This is a genomic window from Sphingomonas sp. SRI_018, assembly GCF_057586275.1.
Genome location: NZ_JBYCZO010000001.1, coordinates 1,804,505 through 1,830,381 on the forward strand (window position 1 = coordinate 1,804,505; position 25,877 = coordinate 1,830,381).

General features: G+C 69.2%; 30 protein-coding genes. 22 read left to right on the plus strand and 8 right to left on the minus strand.

Annotated elements, in window-relative coordinates; translation table 11 throughout:
• Positions 1–27 precede the first annotated feature (27 nt).
• The 3 genes from AC2YHA_RS08370 to AC2YHA_RS08380 form a co-directional block, all read right to left on the minus strand.
• Positions 28–543, minus strand: a complete 516-nt coding sequence (locus tag AC2YHA_RS08370; RefSeq protein ID WP_487401114.1) for an RNA polymerase sigma factor — start codon at positions 541–543, stop codon at positions 28–30.
• A gap of 95 nt (positions 544–638) precedes the next feature.
• Positions 639–1,544 carry a FecR family protein gene (locus AC2YHA_RS08375; RefSeq protein ID WP_487401115.1) on the minus strand — a complete coding sequence of 302 codons (906 nt, stop codon included), beginning with the start codon at positions 1,542–1,544 and terminating at the stop codon, positions 639–641.
• Entirely contained in the window at positions 1,541–2,071 is a 531-nt protein-coding gene (locus AC2YHA_RS08380) for an RNA polymerase sigma factor (protein WP_487401116.1), read from the minus strand. Before AC2YHA_RS08380 ends, AC2YHA_RS08375 begins: the two co-directional genes overlap by 4 nt.
• A gap of 178 nt (positions 2,072–2,249) precedes the next feature.
• On the opposite strand from AC2YHA_RS08380, the gene AC2YHA_RS08385 reads away from it, so the two are divergent.
• From AC2YHA_RS08385 to AC2YHA_RS08435, 11 genes are all read left to right on the plus strand, one after another.
• Positions 2,250–5,621, plus strand: coding sequence for a TonB-dependent receptor (locus AC2YHA_RS08385; RefSeq protein WP_487401117.1), 3,372 nt, complete (start codon positions 2,250–2,252; stop codon positions 5,619–5,621).
• On the plus strand, positions 5,621–7,351 hold the full coding sequence (gene ggt, locus AC2YHA_RS08390; protein ID WP_487401118.1) for a gamma-glutamyltransferase: 1,731 nt from the start codon (positions 5,621–5,623) through the stop codon (positions 7,349–7,351). Before AC2YHA_RS08385 ends, ggt begins: the two co-directional genes overlap by 1 nt.
• Before the next feature lie 127 nt (positions 7,352–7,478).
• The gene (locus AC2YHA_RS08395) at positions 7,479–8,945 is read left to right on the plus strand and encodes an amidohydrolase (RefSeq protein WP_487401119.1); all 1,467 of its coding nucleotides are present in this window, start codon (positions 7,479–7,481) and stop codon (positions 8,943–8,945) included.
• Positions 8,946–9,087: 142 nt separating this feature from the next.
• A complete protein-coding gene (locus AC2YHA_RS08400; protein ID WP_487401120.1) occupies positions 9,088–9,666 on the plus strand; it encodes a DNA-3-methyladenine glycosylase I in 579 nt (192 codons plus the stop codon).
• Between the two features lie 35 nt (positions 9,667–9,701).
• On the plus strand, positions 9,702–10,877 hold the full coding sequence (locus AC2YHA_RS08405) for an alpha-hydroxy-acid oxidizing protein (RefSeq protein WP_487401121.1): 1,176 nt from the start codon (positions 9,702–9,704) through the stop codon (positions 10,875–10,877).
• A gap of 115 nt (positions 10,878–10,992) precedes the next feature.
• A complete protein-coding gene (locus tag AC2YHA_RS08410; protein ID WP_487401122.1) occupies positions 10,993–12,099 on the plus strand; it encodes a DUF47 family protein in 1,107 nt (368 codons plus the stop codon).
• 16 nt (positions 12,100–12,115) lie between these two features.
• Positions 12,116–13,129 carry an inorganic phosphate transporter gene (locus AC2YHA_RS08415; protein ID WP_233785826.1) on the plus strand — a complete coding sequence of 338 codons (1,014 nt, stop codon included), beginning with the start codon at positions 12,116–12,118 and terminating at the stop codon, positions 13,127–13,129.
• A 69-nt stretch (positions 13,130–13,198) separates the two neighbouring features.
• On the plus strand, positions 13,199–13,801 hold the full coding sequence (locus AC2YHA_RS08420; protein ID WP_487401123.1) for an FMN-binding negative transcriptional regulator: 603 nt from the start codon (positions 13,199–13,201) through the stop codon (positions 13,799–13,801).
• Positions 13,798–14,484, plus strand: a complete 687-nt coding sequence (locus AC2YHA_RS08425) for an HAD-IA family hydrolase (protein WP_487401124.1) — start codon at positions 13,798–13,800, stop codon at positions 14,482–14,484. Before AC2YHA_RS08420 ends, AC2YHA_RS08425 begins: the two co-directional genes overlap by 4 nt.
• Positions 14,481–14,699 carry a hypothetical protein gene (locus AC2YHA_RS08430; protein WP_487401125.1) on the plus strand — a complete coding sequence of 73 codons (219 nt, stop codon included), beginning with the start codon at positions 14,481–14,483 and terminating at the stop codon, positions 14,697–14,699. Before AC2YHA_RS08425 ends, AC2YHA_RS08430 begins: the two co-directional genes overlap by 4 nt.
• Positions 14,696–15,388: an ATP12 family chaperone protein gene (locus AC2YHA_RS08435; protein ID WP_487401126.1), complete on the plus strand. Its 693-nt coding sequence runs from the start codon at positions 14,696–14,698 to the stop codon at positions 15,386–15,388. Before AC2YHA_RS08430 ends, AC2YHA_RS08435 begins: the two co-directional genes overlap by 4 nt.
• Here the strand turns inward: AC2YHA_RS08435 and AC2YHA_RS08440 are convergent.
• From AC2YHA_RS08440 to AC2YHA_RS08450, 3 genes are read right to left on the minus strand one after another with little or no spacing between them, the layout of a single operon-like run.
• Positions 15,377–15,943, minus strand: coding sequence for a hypothetical protein (locus AC2YHA_RS08440; protein WP_487401127.1), 567 nt, complete (start codon positions 15,941–15,943; stop codon positions 15,377–15,379). The genes AC2YHA_RS08435 and AC2YHA_RS08440 overlap by 12 nt on opposite strands.
• Positions 15,944–15,957: 14 nt before the next feature.
• Positions 15,958–16,614 (minus strand): guanylate kinase, encoded by a 657-nt coding sequence (gene gmk, locus AC2YHA_RS08445; protein WP_233785820.1) that lies wholly within the window; start codon positions 16,612–16,614, stop codon positions 15,958–15,960.
• Between the two features lie 31 nt (positions 16,615–16,645).
• On the minus strand, positions 16,646–16,849 hold the full coding sequence (locus AC2YHA_RS08450) for a hypothetical protein (RefSeq protein WP_233785819.1): 204 nt from the start codon (positions 16,847–16,849) through the stop codon (positions 16,646–16,648).
• A 107-nt stretch (positions 16,850–16,956) separates the two neighbouring features.
• On the opposite strand from AC2YHA_RS08450, the gene AC2YHA_RS08455 reads away from it, so the two are divergent.
• The gene (locus tag AC2YHA_RS08455; protein WP_264757870.1) at positions 16,957–17,295 is read left to right on the plus strand and encodes an ArsR/SmtB family transcription factor; all 339 of its coding nucleotides are present in this window, start codon (positions 16,957–16,959) and stop codon (positions 17,293–17,295) included.
• Positions 17,292–17,774, plus strand: a complete 483-nt coding sequence (locus AC2YHA_RS08460) for an SRPBCC family protein (RefSeq protein WP_487401128.1) — start codon at positions 17,292–17,294, stop codon at positions 17,772–17,774. Before AC2YHA_RS08455 ends, AC2YHA_RS08460 begins: the two co-directional genes overlap by 4 nt.
• A 143-nt stretch (positions 17,775–17,917) precedes the next feature.
• Here AC2YHA_RS08460 and fumC read toward each other — a convergent pair whose 3' ends face one another.
• A complete protein-coding gene (gene fumC, locus AC2YHA_RS08465; RefSeq protein ID WP_487401129.1) occupies positions 17,918–19,312 on the minus strand; it encodes a class II fumarate hydratase in 1,395 nt (464 codons plus the stop codon).
• A gap of 106 nt (positions 19,313–19,418) precedes the next feature.
• The gene (locus AC2YHA_RS08470; RefSeq protein ID WP_233786528.1) at positions 19,419–19,898 is read right to left on the minus strand and encodes an SspB family protein; all 480 of its coding nucleotides are present in this window, start codon (positions 19,896–19,898) and stop codon (positions 19,419–19,421) included.
• A 73-nt stretch (positions 19,899–19,971) separates the two neighbouring features.
• Here AC2YHA_RS08470 and hisB point away from each other — a divergent pair, with 73 nt between their 5' ends.
• From hisB to AC2YHA_RS08515, 9 genes are all read left to right on the plus strand, one after another.
• Positions 19,972–20,559 carry an imidazoleglycerol-phosphate dehydratase HisB gene (gene hisB, locus AC2YHA_RS08475; protein ID WP_487401130.1) on the plus strand — a complete coding sequence of 196 codons (588 nt, stop codon included), beginning with the start codon at positions 19,972–19,974 and terminating at the stop codon, positions 20,557–20,559.
• Positions 20,559–20,867, plus strand: a complete 309-nt coding sequence (locus tag AC2YHA_RS08480) for a YciI family protein (protein WP_487401131.1) — start codon at positions 20,559–20,561, stop codon at positions 20,865–20,867. Before hisB ends, AC2YHA_RS08480 begins: the two co-directional genes overlap by 1 nt.
• A complete protein-coding gene (gene hisH, locus AC2YHA_RS08485; RefSeq protein WP_487401132.1) occupies positions 20,864–21,466 on the plus strand; it encodes an imidazole glycerol phosphate synthase subunit HisH in 603 nt (200 codons plus the stop codon). Before AC2YHA_RS08480 ends, hisH begins: the two co-directional genes overlap by 4 nt.
• Before the next feature lie 139 nt (positions 21,467–21,605).
• Positions 21,606–22,325 (plus strand): 1-(5-phosphoribosyl)-5-[(5-phosphoribosylamino)methylideneamino]imidazole-4-carboxamide isomerase, encoded by a 720-nt coding sequence (hisA, locus tag AC2YHA_RS08490; protein WP_487401133.1) that lies wholly within the window; start codon positions 21,606–21,608, stop codon positions 22,323–22,325.
• A 139-nt stretch (positions 22,326–22,464) separates the two neighbouring features.
• On the plus strand, positions 22,465–23,226 hold the full coding sequence (hisF, locus tag AC2YHA_RS08495) for an imidazole glycerol phosphate synthase subunit HisF (RefSeq protein ID WP_487401134.1): 762 nt from the start codon (positions 22,465–22,467) through the stop codon (positions 23,224–23,226).
• A 25-nt stretch (positions 23,227–23,251) separates the two neighbouring features.
• Positions 23,252–23,440: a hypothetical protein gene (locus AC2YHA_RS08500; RefSeq protein WP_487401135.1), complete on the plus strand. Its 189-nt coding sequence runs from the start codon at positions 23,252–23,254 to the stop codon at positions 23,438–23,440.
• Between the two features lie 33 nt (positions 23,441–23,473).
• Positions 23,474–23,788: a phosphoribosyl-ATP diphosphatase gene (locus tag AC2YHA_RS08505; protein WP_487401136.1), complete on the plus strand. Its 315-nt coding sequence runs from the start codon at positions 23,474–23,476 to the stop codon at positions 23,786–23,788.
• Positions 23,789–23,805: 17 nt separating this feature from the next.
• The gene (locus AC2YHA_RS08510; RefSeq protein ID WP_233785808.1) at positions 23,806–24,183 is read left to right on the plus strand and encodes a histidine triad nucleotide-binding protein; all 378 of its coding nucleotides are present in this window, start codon (positions 23,806–23,808) and stop codon (positions 24,181–24,183) included.
• 99 nt (positions 24,184–24,282) lie between these two features.
• Positions 24,283–25,836 (plus strand): amino acid permease, encoded by a 1,554-nt coding sequence (locus tag AC2YHA_RS08515; protein ID WP_487401137.1) that lies wholly within the window; start codon positions 24,283–24,285, stop codon positions 25,834–25,836.
• Positions 25,837–25,877 lie beyond the last annotated feature (41 nt).

Consider the following 25,877-nt stretch of genomic DNA (forward strand, 5'->3'; position numbering starts at 1 on the left):
CTAGCCGACATGACGGAGACATGCGCGTCAAACCTCATCGAGCCGCTCCCTGAGCTCGGCGAGCGCGCGATAGGCCTTGCGCAGATCGCCCTCGACGGTGCTGAGGCTGACACCCAGCTCGCCCGCGATCTCGCGCTGGGCGACGCCGTCGATGCGGTGCCGGCGGAAGATGGTGGCAACGCGCGGCCCCAGGGCGTCGAGCGCCTCGGCGACCCGCGCCGCCGCCTGCCGCGCGGCGATCACCCGCTCGCCCGAGGGCTCGTCCGAGGTGCCGGGGATTGTCGTCCCCTCGGCCTCGCTCCAGTCGCGGTCGCGCTGCTCGGCCTGGCGGCGCGAGCGGTAGCGGTCGATCATCAGCGTGTCGGCGGCGCGATAGAGATAGGCGAGCGGCGCCGCCACCGGCCCGCTGCGCGCCGCCGAGACCTTGAGCCACAGCTCGTGCAGCAGGTCCTCGGCGCCGTCACCCGCGCCGCGCGCACGCAGGAAACGCAACAATTTGTCGCGATTGGCCAGGAAGACGGCCTCGAGTCCGGCGGGTTGCATGGGCGTTCGGGCGGCGCGAGCGGATCACAGCTTCAGGAAAAGCGCGGCGATAGCGGTTTGCCGCGATGGTTGGAAGCGGGCGCGAGGCCCCCGCCTCACCTTTCCGATCGGATCGCCACCGCATGGGGATCGGCGACGAGGTCGCGAATCGCCGAGGTATCGCCCTGGTTGATCACCCCATAGACCGGGATCGAGCCCGCCGCCGGATCGGTCAGCACGACGCGATCGTTGGTGTAGCGGTTGATCTCGGCGATCACCTCCCGCAGCGGTTCGCCGTGGAAGACGAGCTGCCCGCGCGTCCAGGCGGTCACCCCCGCGACGTCGACCGCACCGGCCTGGCGGATGAAGCCGGTGCTGCCGCTCCCGCTGCGATCGACCCCGAACGCCAGCCGTTCGCCCTTGCGGGCAAGCTTCTCGATCGGCTCGGCACTGCCGCCGCGCGTGCCGTCGGTAAGCGCGATCCGCACCACGCCCTCGACCACCGTCACCTCGGCCTCGCGCTTCCCCACCGCCACGTCGAAGGCGGTGCCGACCGCCTTCACCTCGCCATGGCGGGTTTCGACGACGAACGGCCGCGCCTTGTTGTGGGCGACCGCGAACAGCGCCTCGCCCTCGGTCAACCGCAGCCGCCGCTCGCCGGGCGTAAAGGCGATCTCGACGCGGCTGTCGGCGGCGAGCGTCACCGTCGACCCGTCGGCGAGCTGGACGCGCTTGCGCTCGGCATGGCCGGCGGCGATGCTGCGCACCTCGTCCCGCTCGGGCGGCGTGCGGGCGATCCAGCTGACGCCGCCGAACACCACCGCCGCCAGCGCCGCCGCAGCGGCCCAGCGCGGCCATGACCGGCGCGGGCGCTCGGGGATGCCGGGATGCTCGAATCCGCCGAGCCACGACCAGAAGGCGGCCGCCTCGTCGCGGTCGGCCGGATGCAGCCCCGCCTCGCGGCCGTCGAGGAACGCCTCGAACACTGCCGGCGCACGGCTGCCGAGCCTGTCCCGGGTCACGCGCCGCGCTCCATCAGATGGGCCAGGCGATCGTAGAGATGCGCGACGGCGTGGGTCAGGTGCTTCTGCACCATGCGCGGGCTGATCCCCAGCTCGCGCGCGATCTCGCCGGTACCGCGTTCGTCGAAGCGACGCATCACGAACACTTCGCGGCAGCGCGGCGACAGCTCGTCGAGCGCCGCAGCCAATGCGGCCTGAAGATCGGCGACGCGGCGGCCGTCCTCCTGCGCGGCCGCGACCGGCGGGTCGATCTCCGGGCCGAGCGGCACCGTCGGCGCGGCGCGGCGATGGCGGTCGACGATCAGGTTGGCGGCGATGCGGAACAGATAGGCGCGCGGCTCGTCCAGCGGCTGCTCGCGCTGGGTGGCGACCAGGCGGGCGCAGGCCTCCTGCACCAGGTCGTCGACCTCATTGGGGTCATCGACGCGCCGGGCGATGAAGGCACGCAGGGCCGCGCGATAGGCATCGACGTCGGCCCCGCCCGCCGCATCGATTGCCCGTGCCCCTGCCTGTCCCGCCGTTCCCACGCCGCCCCCTTTGCCCAATGCCGTCAATGCCATGACGCGGAGAATGCGCAAAGGCGAACCAGTCGGTTGCGACATGACGAAAAAAATCTGCGTCGCGGGGTTCGCATTTGCGGCGCAGCGGCGTCGTATACGGAACGAGCGTCCTGGGGAGGACGCCAAAACAAGGGGGGAAAACCATATGAATACCCGCCATCTGCTGCTCGGCAGCGCGATCATGACCGTGATCGCCGCGCCCGCTGCCGCTCAGGCTGCGGAGACGGCCCGCGTTCCCATCAACCTGCCTGCCGGCCGGCTCGACAAGGCGCTGCTCCAGGTGGCGCAGCAGACTGGCGTGCAACTCGTCTTCACAGATCCGGCGATCGCCCGCGCCAGGAGTCCACGGCTGTCGGGCCGCTACACCGCGCACGAGGCGCTGGACGCGCTGCTGGCGAAGAGCGGCTATACATGGCGCTACACCGGCCCCAACAGCGTCCGCGTGATCGCGCGCGAGACGGGCGCCGTATCGGCGATGCGCCCGATCGCGCTGGTGCAGGAGACACCGGCAGCGGCGCAGACCCCCACCCCACCCGGGGACGCCTCGACGGTCAGCGCGGAGCAGGCGGTGGAAGGCGACCAGCCCGCCGAGCCCGATATCGTCGTGGTCGGCACGCAGATCCGCGGCAGCAAGGTCACCGCGGCGCTGCCGGTGACGGTGGTCGATCAGGCGCAGATCGGCGCCACCGGCGCCGTCTCCGGCGACGAGCTGTTCCGCTCCATTCCGCAATTGGGCGACGTCAGCTTCAACTCGAGCTATCTCCCCAACAGCTCGAACTCGGCCCGCGGCGACGTCGGCTCGGTCAACCTCCGCAACCTTGGCGTCGGCAACACGCTGGTGCTGCTCAACGGCCGCCGCGTGGTCAACCACCCGACCAGCCGCGCCGACGAGAATCTGGTCCCCGTCCTCACCTACAACACCAACGCCATTCCGGTGTTCGGCCTCGAGCGCCTCGAAGTGCTGCGCGACGGCGCGGCGGCGATCTACGGCTCGGACGCGGTGGCCGGCGTCGTCAATACCGTGCTGCGCTCGGACTATACCGGCGTCGAGGCGGAGGGCCAGGTCGGTTGGGCCGAGGGCACCAACATGATCGAGAGCAACCTGCACCTGCTCGTCGGCCACAACCTCGGCAGCCGCGGCAACGTCACGCTGTTCGCGAGCTACGACCACCGTACCGCGCTCAACGCACGGGAGCAGGACTATACCGCCTCGGCCGACAAGTCCCCATTGTTCGTCGGCACGCCGTTCGAGGGCAGCACCCAGGTCGACGGCCGCAGCACGATCACGCCCTGGGGCTCGTTCCAGGTCTATCGCAACACGCCGGTTCGCCAGAACGGCACGCTGATCACCAATAATTCCGGCCAGTTCCATATCCAGCCGGGCACCAACGCCGGCTGCCTGGCCCAGCTCGGCAGCGGCATCTGCATCGACGACGGCACCAACTCGGCCGCCGCCGACCGCAACCTGCGCTTCGACGCGCCGCGCGCCTACAACACCACGGTGATCCCCGAGGTGGAGCGTGTGAACCTCTTCCTCAACGGCCATTATGAGCTGACCGACGGGCTCGAATTCTTCGGCGAGGCCGGCTATTACCGCGCGGAGACCGACAGCTACCAGGCGCCGACCGGCACGCTCTCATCCGGTCCGCTCGTGATCCCGGCGAGCAGCTACTACAACCCGTTCGGCCCCGTCGGCAGCCCCAACCGGCTGCCCGGCATCAACGCCCCGGCGGCCGGCCTGCCGGTCACGCTCAGCAGCTACAATTTCGCCGACGTCGGGCCCAATCTGGTCGAGGTGCTCAACACTCAGTACCGCCTGCTCGGCGGCCTGCGCTTCGAGGCGCTGGGCTTCCGCTGGGAAAGCGCGCTGCTCTACTCCGAAGCGCGCGTGCGCGACCGCTCCGACGGCATCAGCCAGACCCTGCTCCAGAAACAGCTCTCGCTGACCACGCCCGACGCCTACAACCCGTTCAACGGCGGCAATCTGCTCGACGTGAGCGGAGCTGACGCCACCTTCAGCAACCAGGCCGCGATCGACGCGATCAGGATCAAGACCACCCGCGTCAGCAAGTCGACGCTGGCGATGTGGGACATCAAGGGATCGAAATCCGACCTGTTCCAGCTCCCTGCCGGCAACGTCGGCATGGCTATCGGCGGCGAAGTCCGCCGCGAGACCCAGCTCGACGACCGCGATCCGCGCGTCGACGGCACCATCCAGTTCGTCGATGCCGTCTCCGGCGCCGTCAACGGATCGGACCTGATCGGCACCAGCCCCTCGCCCGACACCAAGGGCCACCGCACGATCGCCGCCGCCTATCTCGAGTTCGCGGTGCCGGTGGTCAGCCCGGAGATGAACGTCCCGCTGATGCGCTCATTGGAGCTCCAGCTGGCCGGCCGTTTCGAGCATTACAGCGACGTCGGCTCGGTCGCGAAGCCCAAGATCGCCGCCGCCTGGGACGTAGTGAACGGCGTCCGCTTCCGCGGTTCCTATGCCGAAGGCTTCAAGGCGCCCAACCTGGAGCAGGTCAACGCCACCGTCGTCACCCGCTCCAACACCCGCACCGACTATGTCCGCTGCGAGGCGCAGCTTCGTACCGGCGTCATCAAGAGCTTCGCCGATCCGGCCTGCATCGGCTTCTCCACCTCGGCGCAGCGATCAGGCAATCCCGATCTCAAGCCCGAGACGTCCAAGACCTGGACCGCGGGCGTGGTGTTGGAACCGCACTTCCTGGACGACGCGATCGGCCGGATCACCTTCACTGCCGATTATTGGCACATCCAGCAGAAGGGCATCGTCGGTCTGTTCGGCGAAGGCAACGCACTCATCAACGACTATCTGCTGCGCGTGCAGGGAAGCAGTGATCCGAACGTGATCCGCGCTGCCCCCACGGCGGAAGACATCGCCTTGTATCAGGGAAGCAACCTCGCACCGGCCGGCCGCGTGCTCTACGTCAAGGACCAGTACGTCAACCTGCTGCCGCAGGAGGCGGCCGGCATCGATCTCGGCCTCAACTGGCAGCTGCCGGATTTCGGCGCGGGCCGGTTCAACTTCGGCGTCAACGCGGCCTATCTCGACAAGTTCTTCCTCCAGCCCTCGCCGCCGGTTCAGGCGCTGATCGACGCCCGCGCGGCCGGCACCATCAACCCGGACACCAACATCGCCGAGGCCGGCGACCGCATCCGCCAGAACGGCAAGCCGCGCTGGAAGGTGACCGGCACCGCCACCTGGACCTATCGCGAGTTCCAGATCGGCGCCTTCACCCAATATACCAGCGACGTCCTCGACACCGGCCTGTTCGACGCGACCAACGGCAACTGGGTCATCGACGACCAGATGACCTTCAACCTCTACGGCCAGGTCACGATCGGCGACGACAGCGCCGGCCGCTATCGCCTGCGCATCGGCGTCCGCAACCTCACCAACGAGCAGCCGCCGCTGTCGTCGGAAGGCTATCTCGGCTCGATGTACAATCCCTACGGCCGCTACTGGTACGCCAACGTGCGGGCATCGTTCTGATGCGCCGCATCCCAGCCCTGCTCGGCCTCCTCGCACTTTGCAGCCCCTTAGTCGCGCAGGAGGTCGAGCAGACCGCCCGGCCGGTCACCGGCGGCGACATCGTCGCCTATGATCAGATTCATAAGCCGGCGATCGGCCGCGGCGGCATGGTGGTGAGCCAGAACAGGCTCGCCGCGGCGGTCGGCGCCGACATCCTGCGCAAGGGCGGCAATGCGGTGGATGCCGCCGTCGCCACCGCCTTCGCCCTCGCCGTCACGCTGCCGCGCGCCGGCAACATCGGCGGCGGCGGCTACATGCTGATCCATATGGTGGCGAAGGACGGCAAGCCCGCCCAAACCATCGCGATCGACTATTACGGCCAGGCCTCGCGCCACACGACGCCCGACCTGCTGCTCGGACCCGACGGCAAGTTCGACAATGCCAAGGGCTGGTCGATGAAGGGCGTGGCGATCCCCGGCACGGTCGCCGGCCTCTGGGAGGCGCACCGCCGCTTCGGCGCGCTGCCCTGGGGCACGCTGCTGGCGCCGGCCATCGCGATGGCGGAGCGCGGCGTGATTCTCTCCGACGACGAGGCGCAGGCCACCGCCGAGCAGAAGAAGGCGATGAGCAGGGATGCCGCCGCCATGGCGGCATTCTTCAAGCCCGACGGCAGCGCCTATCGCCCCGGCGAGCTGTGGAAGCAGCCCGATCTCGCCGCGACGCTGAAGACGATCGCCGCCAAGGGCCGCGACGGCTTCTACAAGGGGCCGATCGCGCAGAGGATCGCCGCGGGCATGAAGGCCGGCGGCGGCGTGATCGACGAGAAGGACCTCGCCGATTACCAGGCGATCGTCTCCGAGCCGATCTGGTCGAGCTACCGCGGGAACCGGATCGCCTATATGCCGCCGACCGCCTCGGGCGTCAGCGTCGCGGAGGCGATGAACATCCTGGAGAATTTCCCGGTGCGCGAGGCGCGCTGGGGCAGCGTCGCCAACCTCCACCTGCTGGCGGAGACGATGAAGATCGTCGCCGCCGATCGCCGCCTCGTCGGCGGGGCACCCGACTGGCGGACGCCGGCGAAGGGCCTCGCCAGCAAGGACTATGCGGCCGAGCGCGCCAAGCTGATCCGCCCCGACGCCTCGCTGAACGCGAAGACGCTGCCGGACGGCAATCCCTACCCGTACGAGAGCAAGGACACGACGCACTTCTCCGTCGTCGACGTGGCGGGCAATGCCGTCAGCAACACCTACACGCTCTCGGCGTCCTACGGCGCGCATGTCGTGGCCCCCGGCACCGGCATCCTGCTCAACAACTCGCTCGGCAACCTCGCCTGGGGACGACGGGCAGAGGACGGCAAGGCGACGCTGCCCGTCCCCGGCAAGCGCGTCGGCTCGACGATCACCCCGCTGATCGTGTTCAAGGACGACAAGCCCTGGCTGGTCACCGGCACGCCCGGCGGCGGCTATATCATCGCGACGATGGTGCAGCTCCTGTCCAACGTGATCGACCACCGCCTCAACGTCGCCGAGGCCGCGGAGCGCCCGCGCATGAACCAGGCCGGCGGCGACGCGCCGCTCGAGCTGGAGGACGGCTATTCGCCCGACATCGTCACGCTGCTCGAGGCCAAAGGGCACAAGGTGCGCACGTCGAACACGATGGGCAGCGTCCAGTCGATCATGGTCGACGGCGAGCGGTTCCTCGGCGCCGCCGACACGCGGCGGCCGGATGCGGCAGCAGTAGGAGCGCGCTGAAACTCCCTCTCCCCTTTGGGGAGAGGGTCGGGGAGAGGGGCAGTGCGGCAGGCGATGGTCTCTGCGAGGCTCCTCCCCCTCTCCCAACCCTCTCCCCAATGGGGAGAGGGCTTTATAGGATGACCAGATGAAGCTCGCTCTCCTCGCCTCCACCGCCCTCCTCCCCCTCGCCGCCCATGCCCAGGCGCTGCCCGATCCGCAGCGTGGCGCGATCCTCGCCGACGTCGACAAACGCGCCCCCGCCTTCGCCACGACGGCCAGGCAGATCTGGAACTGGTCCGAGGTCGGCTATCAGGAAGCCAAGTCCTCCGCCCTGCTCCAGTCGGAGCTCAAGAAGGCCGGCTTCACCGTCACCACCGGGGTCGCCGACATCCCCACCGCCTTCGTCGCCAGCTTCAGGAACGGCAGCGGCCCCGTGATCGCGATCCTCGCCGAATACGACGCTCTCCCCGGCCTCGCCCAGCAGGCGGTGCCGACCCGCACGCCGATCGCCGGCAAGGCGGCGGGGCACGGCTGCGGCCACAACCTCTTCGGCGCCGCCAGCGTCACCGCCGCGCTGGCGATCAAGGACTGGATGGTCGCCAACAAGGTCCAGGGCGAGCTGCGCGTCTACGGCACGCCCGCAGAGGAGGGCGGTTCGGGCAAGGTCTACATGGTCCGCGCCGACCTGTTCGACGACGTCTCGGCGGTGCTCCACTGGCATCCGGGCGACGCCAACGGCGTGTCGACGGGCAAGAGCATGGCCAACATCTCCGGCAAGTTCCGCTTCCACGGCGTCTCCGCCCACGCGGCCGCCGCACCGGACAAGGGCCGCTCGGCGCTCGACGGGATCGAGGTGATGAATGTCGCGGTCAACTATCTGCGCGAGCACATCCCGTCCTCGACGCGCATCCACTACGTCGTCACCAAGGGCGGCGAGGCGCCGAACGTCGTCCCCGACTTCGCCGAGAGCTATTACTACGTCCGCAATGTCGATCCCGCGATCGTCAAGGACGTGTGGGAGCGGGTGAAGAAGGCCGCCGAGGGCGCCGCGATGGCGACCGGCACCACCGTCGATTACGAGATCACCGGCGGCGTCTATTCGATGCTGGCGAGCGAGACGCTGGCCAAGGTGATGCTGCGCAACCTCCAGGCGGTCGGCGGCGAGCAATGGACGCCGGAGGAGACCGCCTGGGCGACCGAGATCCAGAAGACGCTGCCGACGCAGAAGCCGCTCGATTCGGTGACGAGGGTCTCGCAGGGCGAGCGCGGGCCAGACGGCGGCGGCTCGACCGACGTCTCCGACATCAGCTGGACGGTGCCGACGATCGGCCTCAACACCGCGACCTGGGTGCCGGGCACGCCTGCGCACAGCTGGCAGGCGGTGGCGGCCTCGGGCACCGGCATCGGCGTCAAGGGCGGCGTGGTCGCGGCCAAGACGATCGCCCTGACCGCCGCCGAGCTGTTCGGCAGCCCCGAGGTGCTGGCCGAGGCCAAGGCCGAGCTCGACAAGGCACGCGGGCCGGGCTTCAAATACCAGGCGATGCTCGGCGACCGGAAACCGGCGCTCGACTATCGCGCGCCGACGCCGGCGTGGGAGGGTGGAGCGAAGTAGGCCGTTATCCGAACACGGGTCACCCTCACCCTTCCGGCGCTTCGCGCCTCCCTCCCTCTCCCATTGGGAGAGGGAAGGGGCCCGCCGCCGTAGGCGGTGGGAAGGGTGAGGGTGACCAGCGGTCGACGTATAAGCCGTCTCCATGACCGATTCTCCCCACGATCCCCACGCCGGACACCGCTGCCGCTGGTCGGACGGCGATGCGCTCTACCGCGCCTATCACGACACCGAATGGGGCGTGCCCGAACGCAACCCGCGGATGCTGTGGGAGACGCTGATGCTGGAGGGTTTCCAGGCCGGGCTTGCCTGGATCGTCATCCTGCGCAAGCGCGAGGGCTTCCGCCGCGCCTTCGCCGGCTTCGATCCCGCGAAGGTCGCGCGGTTCGACGAAGCGGATATCGCGCGACTGATGGCCGACCCCGGCATCGTCCGCGCCCGCGCCAAGATCGAGGCGACGATCCGCGGCGCGCAGATCTACTGCGACATGGCCGATCGCGGCGAGAGCTTCGCCGACCTCGCCTGGTCCTTCACCGACGGCGGGGTGCTGAAGGGCGACGGCCGCACCGTCCCCGCCTCGACGCCGCTGTCCGAGACGATCTCCAGGGAACTGAAGCGCCGCGGCTTCAAGTTCGTGGGGCCGACGATCGTCTATGCCTGGATGCAGGCGACCGGCATCGTCAACGATCACGCCGCCCATTGCTTCCGCCGCGATCAGGTCTGACACTCGCCGCCGACACATAGGCAGACGAGGATGCGATGGCCCATTACGGCGACTATCAGAACGAGATCTACGGCGCGGGGCTGCGCGGGATCGTGCCGAAGCTGCCGGTCGACCATGCCACCCTCTGCGCGCGGGCGAGCGCGGCGATGCCGCCGCACGTGCTGAACTACGTCCAGGGCGGCTGCGGCGACGAGTTCACCCAGGAGGAGAACGCCCGCGCCTTCAACCGCTGGGGCATGGTGCCGCGGATGATGGTCGACTGCACGACGCGCGACCTGTCGGTCGAGCTGTTCGGCCTCACCCTGCCCTCCCCGATCTTCATGAGCCCGATCGGCGTCACCGGCATCGTCACCCAGGACGGCCACGGCGACCTCGCCGCCGCCCTCGCCTCGGCCATGGCCGGCGTACCGCTCTGCGCCTCGACCCTGTCGAACGATCCGCTGGAGACGGTGATCGGCGAGTGCGGCGACACGCCCGCCTTCTTCCAGCTCTACACGCCCAAGAACCCGGAGCTCGCCGAGAGCCTCGTCCACCGCGCCGAGGCGGCGGGCTACAAGGCGCTGGTGGTGACGCTCGATACCTGGGTGACCGGCTGGCGCCCGCGCGACCTCAACACCGCCAACTTCCCCCAGCTGCGCGGCGCCGTCCTCACCAACTACACCTCCGATCCGGTGTTCCGGAAGCTGCTCGGCAAACCGCCCGAGCAGGATCCGGCCGCCGCGGTGATGCTGTGGGCGGGACTGTTCGGCAAGGTGCTGACCTGGGACGACATGGCCTGGCTCCGCTCGATCACCAAGCTGCCGCTGGTGCTGAAGGGCATCTGCCACGCCGACGACGCCCGCCACGCGATCGATCTCGGCGCCGACGCGGTCTATTGCTCCAACCACGGCGGGCGCCAGGCCAACGGCGGCCTCGCCGCGATCGACATGCTGCCCGACGTGGTCGCGGCAGCAGGCGACGTGCCGGTGCTGTTCGATTCGGGCGTGCGGTCGGGCAGCGATGTGGTGAAGGCGCTCGCGCTCGGCGCCCGTGCGGTCGGGATCGGACGGCCCTACACCTACGGCCTCGCGCTGGGCGGTGCCGAGGGAGCGGCGCATGTCCTCAAATGCATCCTCGCGGAGGCCGACCTGCTGATGGCGGTGAACGGCTACCCTACGATCGCCGATGTGCGTGCGGCGGGTGCGCGACGGCGGTGCGTTAACCGGCATTGACGGACCTCGCCCCCGACCCTAGCCGCATGTGACGGATTCGTGACAGCGCCCGCTGCACGGCCGGGAAGGTCTCAAAGGGGTCACGGGGGACACCGTCATTCGCCAGATTGCCGCCTTGCCCTATCGCGCCGACGGACCGGCGGCCGATGCGGCCGTGCGCGTGCTGCTGGTCACCTCGCGCGAGAACAAGCGCTGGGTGATCCCCAAGGGCAACCCGCCGCCCGGCCTCACCCCCCACGCCGCCGCCGCGCTGGAGGCGGAGGAGGAGGCGGGCGTGCGCGGCCTCGTCTGCCCGACCCCGCTCGGCTCCTATCGCTACCGCAAGCGGCGCGCCAACGGCGCCTCGCTGATGGTCGACGTCGACGTCTTCCCCCTCGCCGTCAACGATGAGCTCGGCAGCTGGAAGGAACAGTCGCAGCGCGAGCGCCGCTGGTTCGCCCTGCCCGAGGCCGCCGAGATCGTCGACGAGAGCGACCTGCGCGATCTCATCCGCTCTTTCGGCCCGTCCGAGTTCAAGGCCGCCACGCGCCGCGCCGGGATGCTCGGCGCGGTCGCCGCAACCTCGAGGATCAGCCCCATGTTCGCCTGGTTCCAGCGCCTGCTGCCCAAGACCGGCAATTTCTTCGACCTGTTCGAGGCCCATGCCACCACCGTCGTCGCCGCGGCGGACGCGATGGCGCGGCTGATGCAGGGCGGCCCCGCCGCGCCCGACCATATCCGCGAAGTGATCGAGCGCGAGCACGACGCCGACGACATCATCCGCGAAGTGCTGCAGACGGTCCGCCAGACCTTCCTCACCCCGTTCGACCGCGGCGCGATCATCAGCCTGATCGGCGCGATGGACGACGCCATCGACGAGATGCAGGCAAGCGTGGCCGCGATCGACCTCTATGAGGTCACCGCGTTCGAGCAGGAAATGCAGGACATGGTGGCGATCATCGTCGACGCCGCGCGATTGACCGCCGAGGCGATGCCGCTGCTGCGCGACGTCGGCCGCAACGGCGCCCGGCTGCACGAGCTCACCGAGCGGCTGGTCCGGATGGAGAGCCAGGCCGACGACATCCACACCGCCGGCGTCAAGCGCGCCTTCAAGGAGCAGGGCGCGAGCGACACGCTCGGCTTCATCGTCGCACGCGAGATCTACAAGCATCTCGAGCGGATCGTCGACGCGTTCGAGGATGTCGCGAACGAGATCGACGGCATCGTGATCGACCACGCCTGAGCCGGCCGCCAGCCCCGTGCACGACCTCGCCCTCCCGCTGCTGATCGGCCTGATCGCCGTCGCGCTCGCGTTCGACTTCCTCAACGGGCTGCACGACGCCGCCAACTCGATCGCGACGGTGGTGGCGACGCGGCTGCTGAAGCCGGTCCACGCGGTCGCCTTCGCCGCGGTGTTCAACTTCGCCGCCTATTTCCTGACGATCGCCTTCCCCAGCCTGCACAAGGTCGCCGAGACGATCGGCCAGGGCCTGATCGCCAAGGAGCTGGTGACGCCGGCGGTGGTGTTCGGCGCGCTGGTCGGGGCGATGTTCTGGAACGTCGTCACCTGGCTCAAGGGCATTCCCTCCTCGTCGAGCCATGCGCTGGTCGGCGGGCTGATCGGCGCGGGCGTCGCCCATGCCGGGCTGACCGGGGTGCAATGGGGCGGGCTCAACAAGACCCTGGTCGCGATCGTCCTCTCGCCGACGCTCGGCATGATCCTGTCGATGCTGATCATGCTGGTGACGAGCTGGCTGTTCCGCGGCGCCACCGCGCGCGGTGCCGAGCGGACGTTCCGCGTCCTCCACCTCATCTCGTCGGGCGCCTATTCGCTGAGCCACGGCCTCAACGACGCGCAGAAGACGATGGGGATCATCACCGTCCTGCTCTATTCGACCGGCTATCTCCACGGCGCGTTCGAGGTGCCGCACTGGGTGGCGATCAGCTGCTACGTCGCGATCGCGCTCGGCACGCTCACCGGCGGATGGAAGATCATCGAGACGATGGGCTCGCGCATCACCAAGCTCTCCCAGCACCAGGGCTTCAGCGCCTCGCTCGGCGGCTCGATCATCCTGTTCGCGGCGTCGTGGATGGGGATCCCGGTGTCGACCACCCACACCATCACCGGCAGCGTCATCGGCGCCGGCACCGCGCGCCGCGCGTCGGCGGTGCGCTGGGGGGTGGCGGGGAATGTGATGGTGGCGTGGGTCATCACCATTCCGGCGTCGGCAGCGGTGGGGGCGCTCTTCTACCTGCTGGCGACACTCTTCTAAGGCCGTCCGATCGAGATCGGTCGCCCCTTTCACTTTCGCACCGGCCGCAATCGGGATTAGAGGAGGCCGATGCACCCCAACTCTGCCTTCCACTGGGACGATCGCGACGCGATGCGCCAACTCGTCGCCGAGATTGGCTTCGGCGCGCTGTTCGCCGGCACGCCCGACGGCCCGCGCGTCGCGCATGTGCCGGTGGTGTGGCTCGATGAGGCGACGCTCGCCATGCACATCGCCCGCGGCAACGGCATCGCCCGTCATCTCGACGGCGCGACCGCGCTGTTCAGCGTGATCGGCCCGGACGGCTATGTCAGCCCCGATTGGTACGGCCTCGGCAGCAGCGAGGTACCGACCTGGAACTATGTCGCCGTCGAGCTCGAAGGGACGATGCGGCGGATGGATCGCGACGAGCTGGTCGCGCAGGTCGACCGGCTCTCCGCCGAGCAGGAGGGGCGGCTCGCACCCAAGGCGCCTTGGACGCGCGCCAAGATGGACCCGAAGAAGTTCGACGCGATGCTGAACGCGATCGTCGGTTTCCGGCTGGAGGTGACGGCCTGGCGCGGCACGCTGAAGCTCGGCCAGAACAAGCCCGAGGCGGCGCGGTTGGGCGCGGCGGACGGGCTCGAAGCCTCCGGCCGCCGCGGCATCGCGCATTGGATGCGGTCGCTGGCATGAACCGGCTCGCACTGTTCGATTGCGACGGGACGCTGGTCGACTCGGGCGCCAACATCTGCCGCGCGATGGAGGAGAGCTTCGCCGGCCACCGGCTGGAGGTGCCGTGCCGCGAGGCGATTCGCCGGATCGTCGGATTGAGCCTGGTCGAGGCGGTGGCGGCACTGCATCCCGAGGGCGACGATCCGCTCCACCACAGCCTCGCGGCCGAATACAAGCGCGTGTTCCTGGCGATGCGCGGCAACGGCGAGCTTGCGCCGGAACCGCTCTATCCAGGCATCGCCGAGGCGATCGCGGCGCTCGACGATGCCGGCTGGGTGCTCGGCGTCGCGACGGGCAAGTCCGACCGCGGGCTCCTGCTGATCCTCGAGCATCACGGCCTCAGGCACCGTTTCGTCACGCTGCAGACCGCCGACCGCCATCCCTCCAAGCCCAACCCGTCAATGGCCGCCGCGGCGATCGCCGAAGCGGGCGCCGCACCGGAGACCACGGTGATGATCGGCGACACCAGCTTCGACATGATGATGGCGGCGAATGCCGGCGCCCATGCGGTCGGGGTCGGCTGGGGCTATCATCCACCCGAGGAACTCGCCGCAGCCGGCGCGTTGCAGGTGGTGGCCCACGCCGATCAACTGGCAGCAACGCTGCTTGCCTGCCTCGACCGGCCGGCTATGGCGGCGCGATGAGCACCGAGCGCACCGCCCGCAACCGCTGGTTCGCCATCGTCGGCGTCCGTTGTGCCGCGGCCGCCGGCGCGGTGCTGGGGATCATCCTCGCCGCCCGCGCGCCCGATTGGACGAGCAAGGGGATCGGCATCGCGCTGGTGCTCGCCGCGCTCTACGTGATGGCGGTAGTGCCGCTCGCGCTGGCGCACCGCTGGCGCAGCCCGCCCGACCAATGAAGCGGTTCTGGAAAGAGGTCGCTGTCGTCCGAGAGGGCGACGGCTTCGGCATCGCGCTCGACGACCGCCCGGTGCGTACCCCCGGCCGCACGCCGTTGGCAGTGCCGAGCGAAGCACTTGCCGAGGCAATCGCGGAAGAATGGCGCAGCGTCGGCGAGACCATCGACCCGCGCGCCATGCCCCTCACCGGCCTCGCCAATGCCGCCATCGACCGGATCGCGCCCGATCCGGATGCCTTCGCCGCGGGCCTCGCCCGGTATGGCGAGAGCGACCTCCTCTGCTACCGCGCCGAATCGCCTGAACCGCTGGTTGAGCGGCAGGGCGCCGCCTGGGATCCGCTTCTCGACTGGGCGCGCGGCCGCTACGACGTGCATTTCGAGACCACCGCGGGCGTGATCCACCGCCCCCAGCCCGAGGCGACGCTCGCGCGGCTGCGCGAGGCGGTGACGCACCTCGGCCCGTTCGAGCTCGCCGGCCTGTCGCCGCTCGTCACCGTCACCGGCTCGCTGGTCGCCGCGCTGGCGCTGCTGGAAGGCACGGCCGATGCCGACACCGTCTGGCAGGCTAGCCGCATCGACGATGACTGGCAGGCCGAGCAATGGGGCGAGGACGAGCTCGCCCGCCAGGCGGCCGAGGCCCGCCGCGCCGACTTTGATGCCGGTGCGCAGTTCCTGAGGCTACTCGGTTAGCGGCGCCGCCGACCTCGGCAGCATCCAGGCGATCACCGCGCCCGCCGCCAGGAACGACAGCACGTCGCAGACGAAGCTGTAGATGAAATAGTCCGACGGCCCGTGATTGAAGACGATCTGGCCAAGGTCGAGATAGGCCGGAATAGCGATGGCGAAGAGGCCGATCAGGGTCAGCCGCTGACCGAAGCTCAGCGGCGCCGCGACGCGGTGGATGGCGAAGGCGACCAGCACCGCGGCGATGACCGCGAGGATCAGCCCACCGATCAGCGAGCTGCCATCGACGACCGGGAAGCCGCCCGCGTTGAAATGGACCATCGCCACCGGGCCCTGCGCGTAGAGACCACTTCCCACCTGCGTCCCGGGCCAGGGCACGGCATAGACGCCGGTCCCGGTCGGCCCGAGCTGCTGCGCCAAGGTAGATTGGACCGCCGCATTGGCGGCATCGGGCGCGACGCTGAGCGCGAGCCGGTTGAGCGGCGTGCCCCAGAAGATGAAACCCACGACCCACATGGCGACCCCTCCCAGGATGCCGCCCAGCAACGCTCGTCCCATCATCGTCGCTCTCCCTGCTATGTCGAGGTAGTGAGCCCCCTGATAAAGCCGATCAGGCCCGTCTGCCGCGACCTCTTCAAACGCTCCGCCGCCAGGATGGTGCGCACGCACTCGAAGCAACGCTCGACGTCGTCGTTGACCAGGACATAGTCATAGCCGTCCCAGTGGCTGACCTCGGCCGCCGCGCGCGCCATCCGCGCTTCGATCACCTCCATCGAATCGGTGGCGCGGTGCGTGAGCCGGCGATGCAGCTCCTCCATCGACGGTGGCAGCACGAACACGCGCACCACGTCGCCGCCGGCGATCTGGTAGAGCTGCTGCGCGCCCTGCCAGTCGATGTCGAACAGCACGTCCTGGCCGGACTTGAGCATCGCCTCCACCGGTCCCCGCGGTGTGCCATAGCGATGGCCGAAGACATGCGCCCATTCGAGGAACTCGTGGTTCGACACCATCTCGCGGAAGCGCTCGAGGTCGACGAAATGATAGTCCTTGCCGTCGACCTCGCCCGGCCGCATCGGCCGCGTCGTCGCCGATACCGACATGCCGAGGCTCGGCTCGGCCGCGAGCAGCTTGCGCGCGATCGTCGACTTGCCCGCGCCCGACGGTGAGGACAGCACGAACAATACGCCGCGGCGGCGGAACTTGTGGGGATCGTCTTCTCGGGCGTCGGCCATGCACGCTAGTGGCGTGCAGGCGGGGGGAAGGTCAAGCGGTCGCGGATGTCTCGCGGAGCTTGCGGGCGAGATAGCGGGCGCCCAGCGCCGCACCGCCGAGCACGATCGCGGCCGGCACGACTCGCCTGGCGACTCGCCAGGCGGCGACGCCGGCGAGCGCGCCTATCGTGCCGCCCTCCCCGTCTCGACGGTCGATATTGCGGCCCACGACCGCCGCGATCACGTCACCCAGCATCCACCATCTCCTTGAGATTCATCGCGAAAGCGTCCGATCCGGCAGAAAGTTCCCCCAGGCAACACTTAAGCACTTGCTAAACTATTCGACCCGGAATACTTAAGCACATGCTTAACGAATCGCCTTCTCTCGATCGTGTCTTCCATGCGCTCGCCGATTCCACCCGGCGCGCGATGGTGGCGCGGCTCGCGCTTCGGCCGATGCCGGTCAGCGAATTGGCGCAACCCTTCGCCATGTCGCTGTCCGCCGTCATGCAGCACCTCGCGGTGCTCGAGGACTCGGGGCTGGTCCGGTCGCACAAGGCCGGGCGGGTCCGGACCTGCCGCATCGATCCCCAGACGTTCGGCCAGGTCGAACGCTGGCTGGCCGATTGCCGCAGCGAGTGGGAGAGCCGGCTCGATAAGCTGGAAGACTATGTCAACACGCTGAAAGGACAGCAGAAATGACCGAGAAGACCGTCATCCGCCCGGAACCGCTGGTGATCGAGCGCCATTTCGACGCGCCGCGTGCGATCGTGTTCCAGGCCTGGACCACCGCCGAGCATATGAAGAACTGGTTCAGCCCCGAATGCTTCACCACGCCCGAGGCGGAGATCGAGTGCCGCCCCGGCGGCAAGTTCGATGTCTGCATGGAGGCGCCCGACGGCCAGCGCTTCTGGAGCTGCGGCCGTTTCACCGAGGTCGTCGAGAACGAACGCCTGGCCTTCGAGACCGGCGCGCATGTCGACGACAGCGGCAAGGCGCCCTTCGCCGCAAAGACCCAGGTCACCTTCGCCGACGAGGGCGACGGCACACTAATGACCGTGCGGCAGCAATATGAGATCTACGACGAGGTCGTCGGCAAGGCCGCGGTCGGCGGCGCGCCCGAAGGCTGGCGCACCACGCTCGACAAGCTCGAGCGCGAGGTGGCGAGGATCAAGGGGTGAGCGGGATCGAGTTGATTTGATTGTGCCCCGGCGAAGGCCGGGGTCCAGTTCCAACCCGGTCATTGGATGAGGTAGACGGCCGCCTTGACCAAGGCGCGACTGGGCCCCGGCCTTCGCCGGGGCACGGGAAGTGGCTGAGATGCCTACCGCCCGACCATCGTCTCCGGCCGCACCACACGGTCGAAGGTCGCCTCGTCGACCAGCCCGAGCGCCAGCCCCGCTTCCTTCAACGTCAGCCCCTCGGCATGGGCGTGCTTGGCGATCTTGGCGGCGTTGTCGTAGCCGATCTCCGGCGCCAGCGCGGTCACCAGCATCAGCGAGCGCGCGACCAGTTCGCCGATCCGCCGCTCGTCAGCCTCCATGCCCTCGACGCAGCGTTCGGCGAAGCTCTCCATCCCCACCGTCAGCAGGTGGATCGAGCGCAGCACCGCCGCGCCGATCAGCGGCTTGAACACGTTGAGCTCGAGATGCCCCTGCAGCCCGCCGACGGTGATCGCGGCATGGTTGCCGATCACCTGCGCGGCGACCATCGTCAGCATCTCGCACTGGGTCGGGTTGACCTTGCCCGGCATGATCGAGCTGCCCGGCTCGTTGGCGGGCAGCACCAGCTCGCCGATCCCCGAGCGCGGGCCGGAGCCGAGCAGGCGGATGTCGTTGGCGATCTTGGTCAGCGCGACCGCGAGCGTGTTGAGCCGGCCGGAGAAGTCGACCAGCGTGTCGTGCGTCGCCAGCGCCTCGAACTTGTTGGGCGCGGTCTCGAACGGCAGGCCGGTGATCCGCGCGAGCTCGGCGGCGATGTCCTCGGCGAAGCCCGGCGGCGCGTTGAGGCCGGTACCAACCGCCGTCCCTCCCTGCGCGAGCTTGGAGAGGCCATGCTCGACCAGCGGCACCAGCCGCGTGCGGGCGAGCCGGACCTGCGCGTAATAGCCGGAGAATTCCTGCCCCAGCGTCAGCGGCGTTGCGTCCTGAAGATGGGTACGACCGATCTTGACGATCCCGTCCCACGCCTCGGCCTTGGCGAGCAGCGCCGCCTCGAGCCGCTCCAGCGCCGGCACCAGCCGCCGCGTCGCCGCGATCGCCGCGGCCACATGCATCGCGGTCGGGAAGCTGTCATTCGACGACTGCGACTTGTTGACGTGGTCGTTGGGATGGACCGGCGACTTGCCGCCGCGCTGGCCGGTGAGGATCTCGTTGGCGCGGCCCGCGATCACCTCGTTGACGTTCATGTTGGACTGGGTGCCGCTGCCGGTCTGCCAGATCACCAGCGGGAACTGGTCGTCGAGCTTGCCCGCGGCCACCTCGGCGGCCGCAGTTTCGATCGCATCGGCGATCTCGGCGGGAAGGCCATGCTTGCGGTTCACCCGCGCCGCCGCCTGCTTCACCAGCGCGAGGGCATGGACGAGCTCGATCGGCAACCGCTCGGTCGGGCCGAAGGGGAAGTTCTCCACGCTGCGCTGCGTCTGGGCGCCCCAATAGGCGTCGGCAGGCACCTCGATCGCGCCGATCGAGTCGGTTTCGGTTCGGGTTGCACTCGCCATCCATTCCTCCGTCATGCCGGACCCGTTCCGGCATCCACGGTGCCGCGAACCTCACGCCGGCGAATGTGCGGATGGGTGGGCCCCGGAACAAGTCCGGGGCGACGGATCATTTCTTACGCTTGAAATCCACCGCGACGACGTTCGACCCGTCTTCGACCGGCTTGGCGACGGGCTCGTCGTTGTCGGCGGGCTCGTGCGGCTCGTCGTCCTGCTCGTCGCCGGCCTGGAAGCGGAGCTCGAAATTGACCGCCGGATCATGGAAGCCGGTGATCGCGGCGAAGGGAATCACCAGCGTCGACGGCACCTGGTTGAAGCTCAGGCCCACCGAGAAGCCCCGGTCGTCGACCTTAAGGTCCCAGAACCGGTGCTGGATGACGATCGTCATCTCGTCCGGGAAACGCTCGATCAGGCGCTGGGGGATGTCGACCCCGGCCGCCTGGGTCTTGAAGGTGATATAGAAATGATGCTCGCCCGGCAGGCCGCCCGCGTCCGCGATCGAGCCGAGCACGCGCCCCACCACTGCACGCAAGGCTTCTTGCACGATCTCGTCGTACGGAATCAGGCTGTCGGGAACGGGCGTACTCATCGCGCGCACGCTGGCCTCCTTTCCCGGCACGGTCAAGATTGCACAGACGCGTTACTACGCTATTGGGCTGCCGATGCGCACCGCCAGCCTCACCCGCGCCACCAGCGAGACCCGGATCGAGGTCGCCGTCAACCTCGACGGCACCGGCCTCTATGAGGTCGCCACCGGCATCGGCTTCCTCGACCATATGCTCGAGCAGCTGTCGCGCCACTCGCTGATCGATCTCAGGCTCCAGGCCGAGGGCGACCTCCACATCGACCAGCACCACACCGTCGAGGATTCGGCGCTGGCGCTGGGCACGGTGCTGGCCGAGGCGCTCGGCGACAAGAAGGGCATCCGCCGCTACGGCGACGCGCTCTCGCCGATGGACGAGACGCTGACCCGAGTCGCGCTGGATATCTCGGGCCGGCCCTATCTCGTCTGCAAGCTGCCCTTCACCCAGAAGCGGCTGGGCGAGATGGACACCGAGCTGTTCGAGCACTGGTTCCACAGCTTCGCGCAGACCGCGGGCCTCACGCTGCACGTCGAGACGCTCTACGGGTCGAACAACCACCATATCGCCGAGAGCGCGTTCAAGGGCCTCGCCCGCGCGCTTCGCACCGCGATCGAGATCGATCCGCGCAAGGCGGACGCGGTGCCCTCGACCAAGGGCACGCTCTGATGGCGCGGGTCGAAGCCGCACCGGTCAGCATCATCACGCTGACCTATCGCGCGCCGGTCGAGGAGATCGACCGGCTGCTGCCCGAGCACGTCGCCTGGCTGGAGAAGGGATTCGACGAGGGCCTGTTCCTGATCGCCGGCCGGCAGGTGCCGCGCGTCGGCGGCATCATCCTGTGCCGCGGCCGCCGCGCCGAGGTCGAGGCGCTGGCGGCCACCGATCCGTTCGTGACGAACGGCGCCAGCGATTTCGCCGTCACCGAAGTCGCCGCGAGCATGGCGGCGCCGGCGATCGCAGCGTTGCTGCGATGACCACCGCGCTGATCGACTATGGCGCGGGCAACCTCCATTCGGTCCACAACGCGCTGAAAGCGGCGGGCGCCACGGATATCGCCGTCACCGCCGATCCGGATGCCGTGCGCCGCGCCGAGCGGGTCGTGCTGCCCGGCGTCGGCGCGTTCGGCGCCTGCGCCGGCGGGCTGCGCGGCATCCCGGGCATGGTCGAGGCGCTGGACGAGCGCGTGCTGCGCGGCGGCGCGCCGTTCCTCGGCGTATGCGTTGGGATGCAGCTCATGGCGACGCGCGGGCTCGAGCTCGGCGAGCACGAAGGGCTCGGCTGGATCGCGGGCGAGGTGGCACCGATCGCCCCGAGGGAAGGCGTGCGTGTACCGCACATGGGCTGGAACGACGTGATCCCCACGGTGCCGCACCCGCTGATCGAGGCAGGCGAGGCCTATTTCCTGCACGGCTTCGCCTTCAACGGCGAGAACGTGATCGCGACCACCGAGCACGGCGGCACGCTGACCGCCGCGGTCGGGCGCGACAATCTGGTCGGCGTGCAGTTCCACCCGGAGAAGAGCCAGCGTTACGGCATCGAATTGCTGCGGAGGTTCCTGACATGGCAGCCATAAGCTCCTCCCCGGCACGGGGAGGGGGACCAGCCGAAGGCTGGTGGAGGGGGCCCTCCACATTCGAAGCGCTTGGGGCGGAGCCCCCTCCACCACCAGCTGCGCTGGCGGTCCCCCTCCCCGTGCCGGGGAGGATCTTTCGATGATCGTCTTCCCCGCCATCGACTTGAAGGCAGGCCAGGTCGTGCGCCTCGCGGAGGGCGATATGGCCCGCACCACCGTCTACGGCGACGATCCCGCCGCGCAGGCGGCCGCCTTCGCCGCGGCCGGCGCGGAATGGCTCCACGTCGTCGACCTCGACGGAGCCTTCGCCGGCGATTCGGTCAACGGCGCCGCGGTCGCGCGCATCCTCGAGGCGTTCCCCGGCAAGATCCAGCTCGGCGGCGGCATCCGCAACCGCGAGGCGATCGAACGCTGGTTCGGCCTCGGCGTGACGCGGGTGGTGATCGGCACCGCAGCGCTGGAGAACCCCGAGCTGGTGCGCGAGGCGGCACGCGACTACCCCGGCGCGGTGGTCGTCGCGGTCGACGCGCGCGACGGCATGGTCGCGACCAAGGGCTGGGCCGACGTCTCCGACGTGCCGGTCGTCGATCTCGCTCGTCGGTTCGAGGATGTGGGCGTCGGGGCACTGCTGTTCACCGACGTCGGCCGCGACGGGCTGCTCAAGGGCTGCAACGTCGAGGCGACGGTCGCGCTCGCCGACGCCGTCGCGATTCCGGTGATCGCGAGCGGCGGCGTCGCCGGGATCGAGGACATCGAAGCGCTGGCCGGCCGGCCCGGCATCGAGGGAGTCATCACCGGACGCGCACTCTACGACGGCCGGCTAGACCTCGGCGAGGCGATTCGGGTGGCGTCATGCTGATCCTCCCCGGCACGGGGAGGGGGACCAGCCGAAGGCTGGTGGAGGGGGCGCGCCGCGAGCGGGTCGCCGGGAGGAGGGCCCCCTCCACCCCCGGCTACGCCGGCGGTCCCCCTCCCCGTGCCGGGGAGGATCTTACGTCATGACCGTCCGCGCGCGCGTCATCCCCTGTCTCGACGTCGCCGGCGGGCGCGTGGTGAAGGGCGTCAACTTCGTCGATCTCAAGGACGCCGGCGATCCGGTCGAGCAGGCCCGCGCCTATGACGCGGCGGGGGCAGACGAGCTCTGCTTCCTCGACATCGGCGCCAGCCATGAAGGACGCGAGACGATCGTCGACGTCGTCCGCCGCACCGCCGAGGTGTGCTTCATGCCGCTGACCGTCGGCGGCGGCGTGCGCTCGGTCGAGGATGCGCGCGCGCTGCTGCTCGCCGGGGCGGACAAGGTCGCGGTCAATTCCGCCGCGGTCGCGCGGCCCGAGGTGGTCGCCGAGATCGCCGAGCGGATGGGCAGCCAGTGCGTGGTCGCCTCGGTCGACGCGCGGCGGGTGGACGGGCGCTGGGAAGTGTTCACCCACGGCGGCCGCCGCGCCACCGGCATCGACGCTGTCGCGCACGCGCTGCGGCTGGCCGAGCTCGGCGCGGGCGAACTGCTGATCACCTCGATGGACCGCGACGGCACCCGCGACGGCTACGATCTGGAGCTGACCCGCACGATCGCCGACCAGGTCACCGTGCCGGTGATCGCCAGCGGCGGCGTCGGCGGGCTGCAGCATCTGGTCGAGGGCATCCGCGACGGCCACGCCAGCGCGGTGCTGGCCGCCTCCATCTTCCACTTCGGCGAGGCGAGCATTGCCGATGCCCATGCCGCACTCGCCGAAGCCGGCATTCCGGTGAGGCACGCTTAACCTCTGCCGGAGTATGAGGACGCCTATGCGCGTCCTGCTCTTCCCGCTCCTTGCCTTGCCAGGCCTCGCCGATGCGGCCGCGCCGCACAGCGGTCAGGTCGTCCGCAACGGCTTCGCGCTCAGCGATGTCGCGCTGTTCGTCTTCGCCGCGATCGGCGTCTGGCTGGCGCAGCGGAGCATGCGGCGGCGGGCCGGCAAGCGCGCCAAGGATTGACTTGCGCGCGCCGCTCCGCCTGAACGGGCGGCGATGGACCAGCTCGACGCTCTCGAAGCCACGATTCGCCAGCGGCTGACAGCCGACCCCGACAGCTCCTATGTCGCGCGCCTGGCCGCGAAGGGGCGCGCCAAGATCGCGCAGAAGCTCGGCGAGGAAGCCGTCGAGACGGTGATCGCGGCGATGGGGGACGACGGTGCGGCGCTCACCAGCGAGGCGGCGGACCTCACCTTCCATCTCCTCGTCCTGCTCGCCCATGCCGGCGTCAGCCTCGACGACGTCCGCACCGAGCTCGCCCGGCGGGAGGGTGTCTCGGGATTGGACGAGAAGGCGAGCCGCTCCGCATGACGATGGAGGTTTGAGACGTGCCGATCGACGCCACCCAGCCCTACGACGACCAGAACATCTTCGCGAAGATCCTGCGCGGCGAGATCCCGTCGAAGCGCGTCTACGAGGACGAGTTCGCGCTCGCCTTCCACGACATCAACCCGCAGGCGCCGCACCATGTCCTGGTGATTCCGAAGGGCGCCTATGTTTCGTGGGACGATTTCAGCGCCAGGGCTTCGGAAGCGGAGATCGTCGGCTTCGTCCGCGCGATCGGCCATGTCGCACGCGAGGCGGGCCTCGTCGCGCCCGGCTATCGCCTGCTCGCCAACACCGGCGTCGATGCGCACCAGGAGGTGCCGCATCTCCACGTCCATATCTTCGCCGGCAAGCCGCTGGGGCCGATGCTCGCGCGTTAAGGGATTGCGCGGAACGGTTTTCGGTCTAGGCTCCCCCGCCATCCGTAAACCGCTGCGGCGCATATGCGCGCGCTGCTTCCCTGGGGGGATGTTGTTTTCATGATTTTCGGGCGTATCAAGCCACTCGACGCCATATTGGCGACGGCCGAGAAGAAATCGCTGCACCGATCGCTCGGCGCATTCCAGCTCACCATGCTCGGCATCGGCGCCGTGATCGGCACCGGCATCTTCGTGCTCACCGCCGAGGCCGCGCAAAAGGCCGGCCCCGGCATGATGCTGTCTTTCGTCATCGCCGGCTTCGTCTGCGCGGTGGCGGCGCTCTGCTATGCCGAGATGGCGGCGATGGTGCCGGTCTCGGGATCGGCCTACACATATAGCTATGCCGTGATGGGCGAGCTGGTCGCCTGGATGGTCGGCTGGGCGCTGATCCTCGAATATGCGATCGCGGCCGGCGCGGTCTCGGTCGGCTGGTCGGGCTATTTCATCGGCTGGCTCAACACCAGCTTCAATATCTCGATACCCCTTGCGCTGGTGCGCGGGCCGTTCGACGGCGGCATGATCAACCTGCCGGCGATGCTGATCGCCGCGGTGGTGACGGCGCTGCTCGTCAAGGGCACCAAGGAGAGCGCGACGGTCAACGCCGTGCTGGTCGCGATCAAGATCCTCGCACTGTCGATGTTCGTGATCCTGACGATCCCCGTCATCAGGACGGGCCAGTTCACGCCGTTCGCCCCGCTCGGCTTCGCCGGCATCTCGGGCGCGGCGGCCTCGATCTTCTTCGCCTATGTCGGCTTCGACGCGGTGTCGACCGCCGCCGAGGAGACCAAGAACCCGCAGCGCAACATGCCGATCGGCCTGATCGGCAGCCTCGCGATCTGCACCATCTTCTACATGCTCGTCGCCGCCGGCGTAATCGGCACGGTCGGCGCGCAGCCGGTGTTCGGCCCGGGGCATGAGGTGCTGTCGCCCGGCACGCCGGCGCTGTCGCAGGCGTGCGCCGCGATCCAGGAAAACGCCGTCGTCTGCTCGAAGGAGGCGCTAGCCTGGACGCTGAAGCAGGTCGGCTGGCCGTTCGTCGGCTGGCTGGTCGGCGCGGCGGCGATCATCGCGCTGCCGTCGGTCATCCTGATGATGATGTTCGGCCAGACCCGCGTCTTCTTCGTGATGAGCCGCGACGGCCTGCTGCCCGAGCTCTTCTCGAAGATTCACCCCACGTTCCGCACCCCCTATGTCATCACGCTGCTGACCGGCCTGTTCGTCACCCTGTTCGCAGCGTTCTTCCCGGTCGGCCTGCTGGCGGACGTCTCGAACTCGGGGACATTGTTCGCCTTCGCGGCGGTGTCGATCGCGGTGATGGTGCTGCGCAGGACCGATCCCGGCCGCGCCCGTCCGTTCCGGACCCCGGCGATCATGCTCATCGCGCCGATCTCCATCATCGGCTGCGTCTACCTGTTCTTCAGCTTGTCCGGGCCGACGATCATGCTGTTCTTCGGCTGGGCGGTGGTCGGCCTGATCGTCTACTTCACCTACAGCTACCGGCGCAGCCACGTCGGCCGCGGCATCGTCGAGGTGCATGAGGAGGATGCCGACGTGCCGCCGCAGCCGGTGCCGCCGCTGCCCGACGCGCCGACGCCCGGCGGTCAGCAGGCCTGAGGGAACGGCACCAAACGAAAAGGCCGGGGAGGCGACTCCCC

Bases quoted from the DNA above. Each gene is read 5' to 3' on its own strand.
- AC2YHA_RS08370 (WP_487401114.1), bottom strand. From the start codon at position 543: ATGCAACCCGCCGGACTCGAGGCCGTCTTCCTGGCCAATCGCGACAAA.
- AC2YHA_RS08385 (WP_487401117.1), top strand. From the start codon at position 2,250: ATGAATACCCGCCATCTGCTGCTCGGCAGCGCGATCATGACCGTGATC.
- ggt (WP_487401118.1), top strand. From the start codon at position 5,621: ATGCGCCGCATCCCAGCCCTGCTCGGCCTCCTCGCACTTTGCAGCCCC.
- AC2YHA_RS08395 (WP_487401119.1), top strand. From the start codon at position 7,479: ATGAAGCTCGCTCTCCTCGCCTCCACCGCCCTCCTCCCCCTCGCCGCC.
- AC2YHA_RS08400 (WP_487401120.1), top strand. From the start codon at position 9,088: ATGACCGATTCTCCCCACGATCCCCACGCCGGACACCGCTGCCGCTGG.
- AC2YHA_RS08405 (WP_487401121.1), top strand. From the start codon at position 9,702: ATGGCCCATTACGGCGACTATCAGAACGAGATCTACGGCGCGGGGCTG.
- AC2YHA_RS08420 (WP_487401123.1), top strand. From the start codon at position 13,199: ATGCACCCCAACTCTGCCTTCCACTGGGACGATCGCGACGCGATGCGC.
- AC2YHA_RS08425 (WP_487401124.1), top strand. From the start codon at position 13,798: ATGAACCGGCTCGCACTGTTCGATTGCGACGGGACGCTGGTCGACTCG.
- AC2YHA_RS08430 (WP_487401125.1), top strand. From the start codon at position 14,481: ATGAGCACCGAGCGCACCGCCCGCAACCGCTGGTTCGCCATCGTCGGC.
- AC2YHA_RS08435 (WP_487401126.1), top strand. From the start codon at position 14,696: ATGAAGCGGTTCTGGAAAGAGGTCGCTGTCGTCCGAGAGGGCGACGGC.
- AC2YHA_RS08440 (WP_487401127.1), bottom strand. From the start codon at position 15,943: ATGATGGGACGAGCGTTGCTGGGCGGCATCCTGGGAGGGGTCGCCATG.
- gmk (WP_233785820.1), bottom strand. From the start codon at position 16,614: ATGGCCGACGCCCGAGAAGACGATCCCCACAAGTTCCGCCGCCGCGGC.
- AC2YHA_RS08450 (WP_233785819.1), bottom strand. From the start codon at position 16,849: ATGCTGGGTGACGTGATCGCGGCGGTCGTGGGCCGCAATATCGACCGT.
- AC2YHA_RS08455 (WP_264757870.1), top strand. From the start codon at position 16,957: ATGCTTAACGAATCGCCTTCTCTCGATCGTGTCTTCCATGCGCTCGCC.
- AC2YHA_RS08460 (WP_487401128.1), top strand. From the start codon at position 17,292: ATGACCGAGAAGACCGTCATCCGCCCGGAACCGCTGGTGATCGAGCGC.
- fumC (WP_487401129.1), bottom strand. From the start codon at position 19,312: ATGGCGAGTGCAACCCGAACCGAAACCGACTCGATCGGCGCGATCGAG.
- AC2YHA_RS08470 (WP_233786528.1), bottom strand. From the start codon at position 19,898: ATGAGTACGCCCGTTCCCGACAGCCTGATTCCGTACGACGAGATCGTG.
- hisB (WP_487401130.1), top strand. From the start codon at position 19,972: ATGCGCACCGCCAGCCTCACCCGCGCCACCAGCGAGACCCGGATCGAG.
- AC2YHA_RS08480 (WP_487401131.1), top strand. From the start codon at position 20,559: ATGGCGCGGGTCGAAGCCGCACCGGTCAGCATCATCACGCTGACCTAT.
- hisH (WP_487401132.1), top strand. From the start codon at position 20,864: ATGACCACCGCGCTGATCGACTATGGCGCGGGCAACCTCCATTCGGTC.
- hisA (WP_487401133.1), top strand. From the start codon at position 21,606: ATGATCGTCTTCCCCGCCATCGACTTGAAGGCAGGCCAGGTCGTGCGC.
- hisF (WP_487401134.1), top strand. From the start codon at position 22,465: ATGACCGTCCGCGCGCGCGTCATCCCCTGTCTCGACGTCGCCGGCGGG.
- AC2YHA_RS08500 (WP_487401135.1), top strand. From the start codon at position 23,252: ATGCGCGTCCTGCTCTTCCCGCTCCTTGCCTTGCCAGGCCTCGCCGAT.
- AC2YHA_RS08505 (WP_487401136.1), top strand. From the start codon at position 23,474: ATGGACCAGCTCGACGCTCTCGAAGCCACGATTCGCCAGCGGCTGACA.
- AC2YHA_RS08515 (WP_487401137.1), top strand. From the start codon at position 24,283: ATGATTTTCGGGCGTATCAAGCCACTCGACGCCATATTGGCGACGGCC.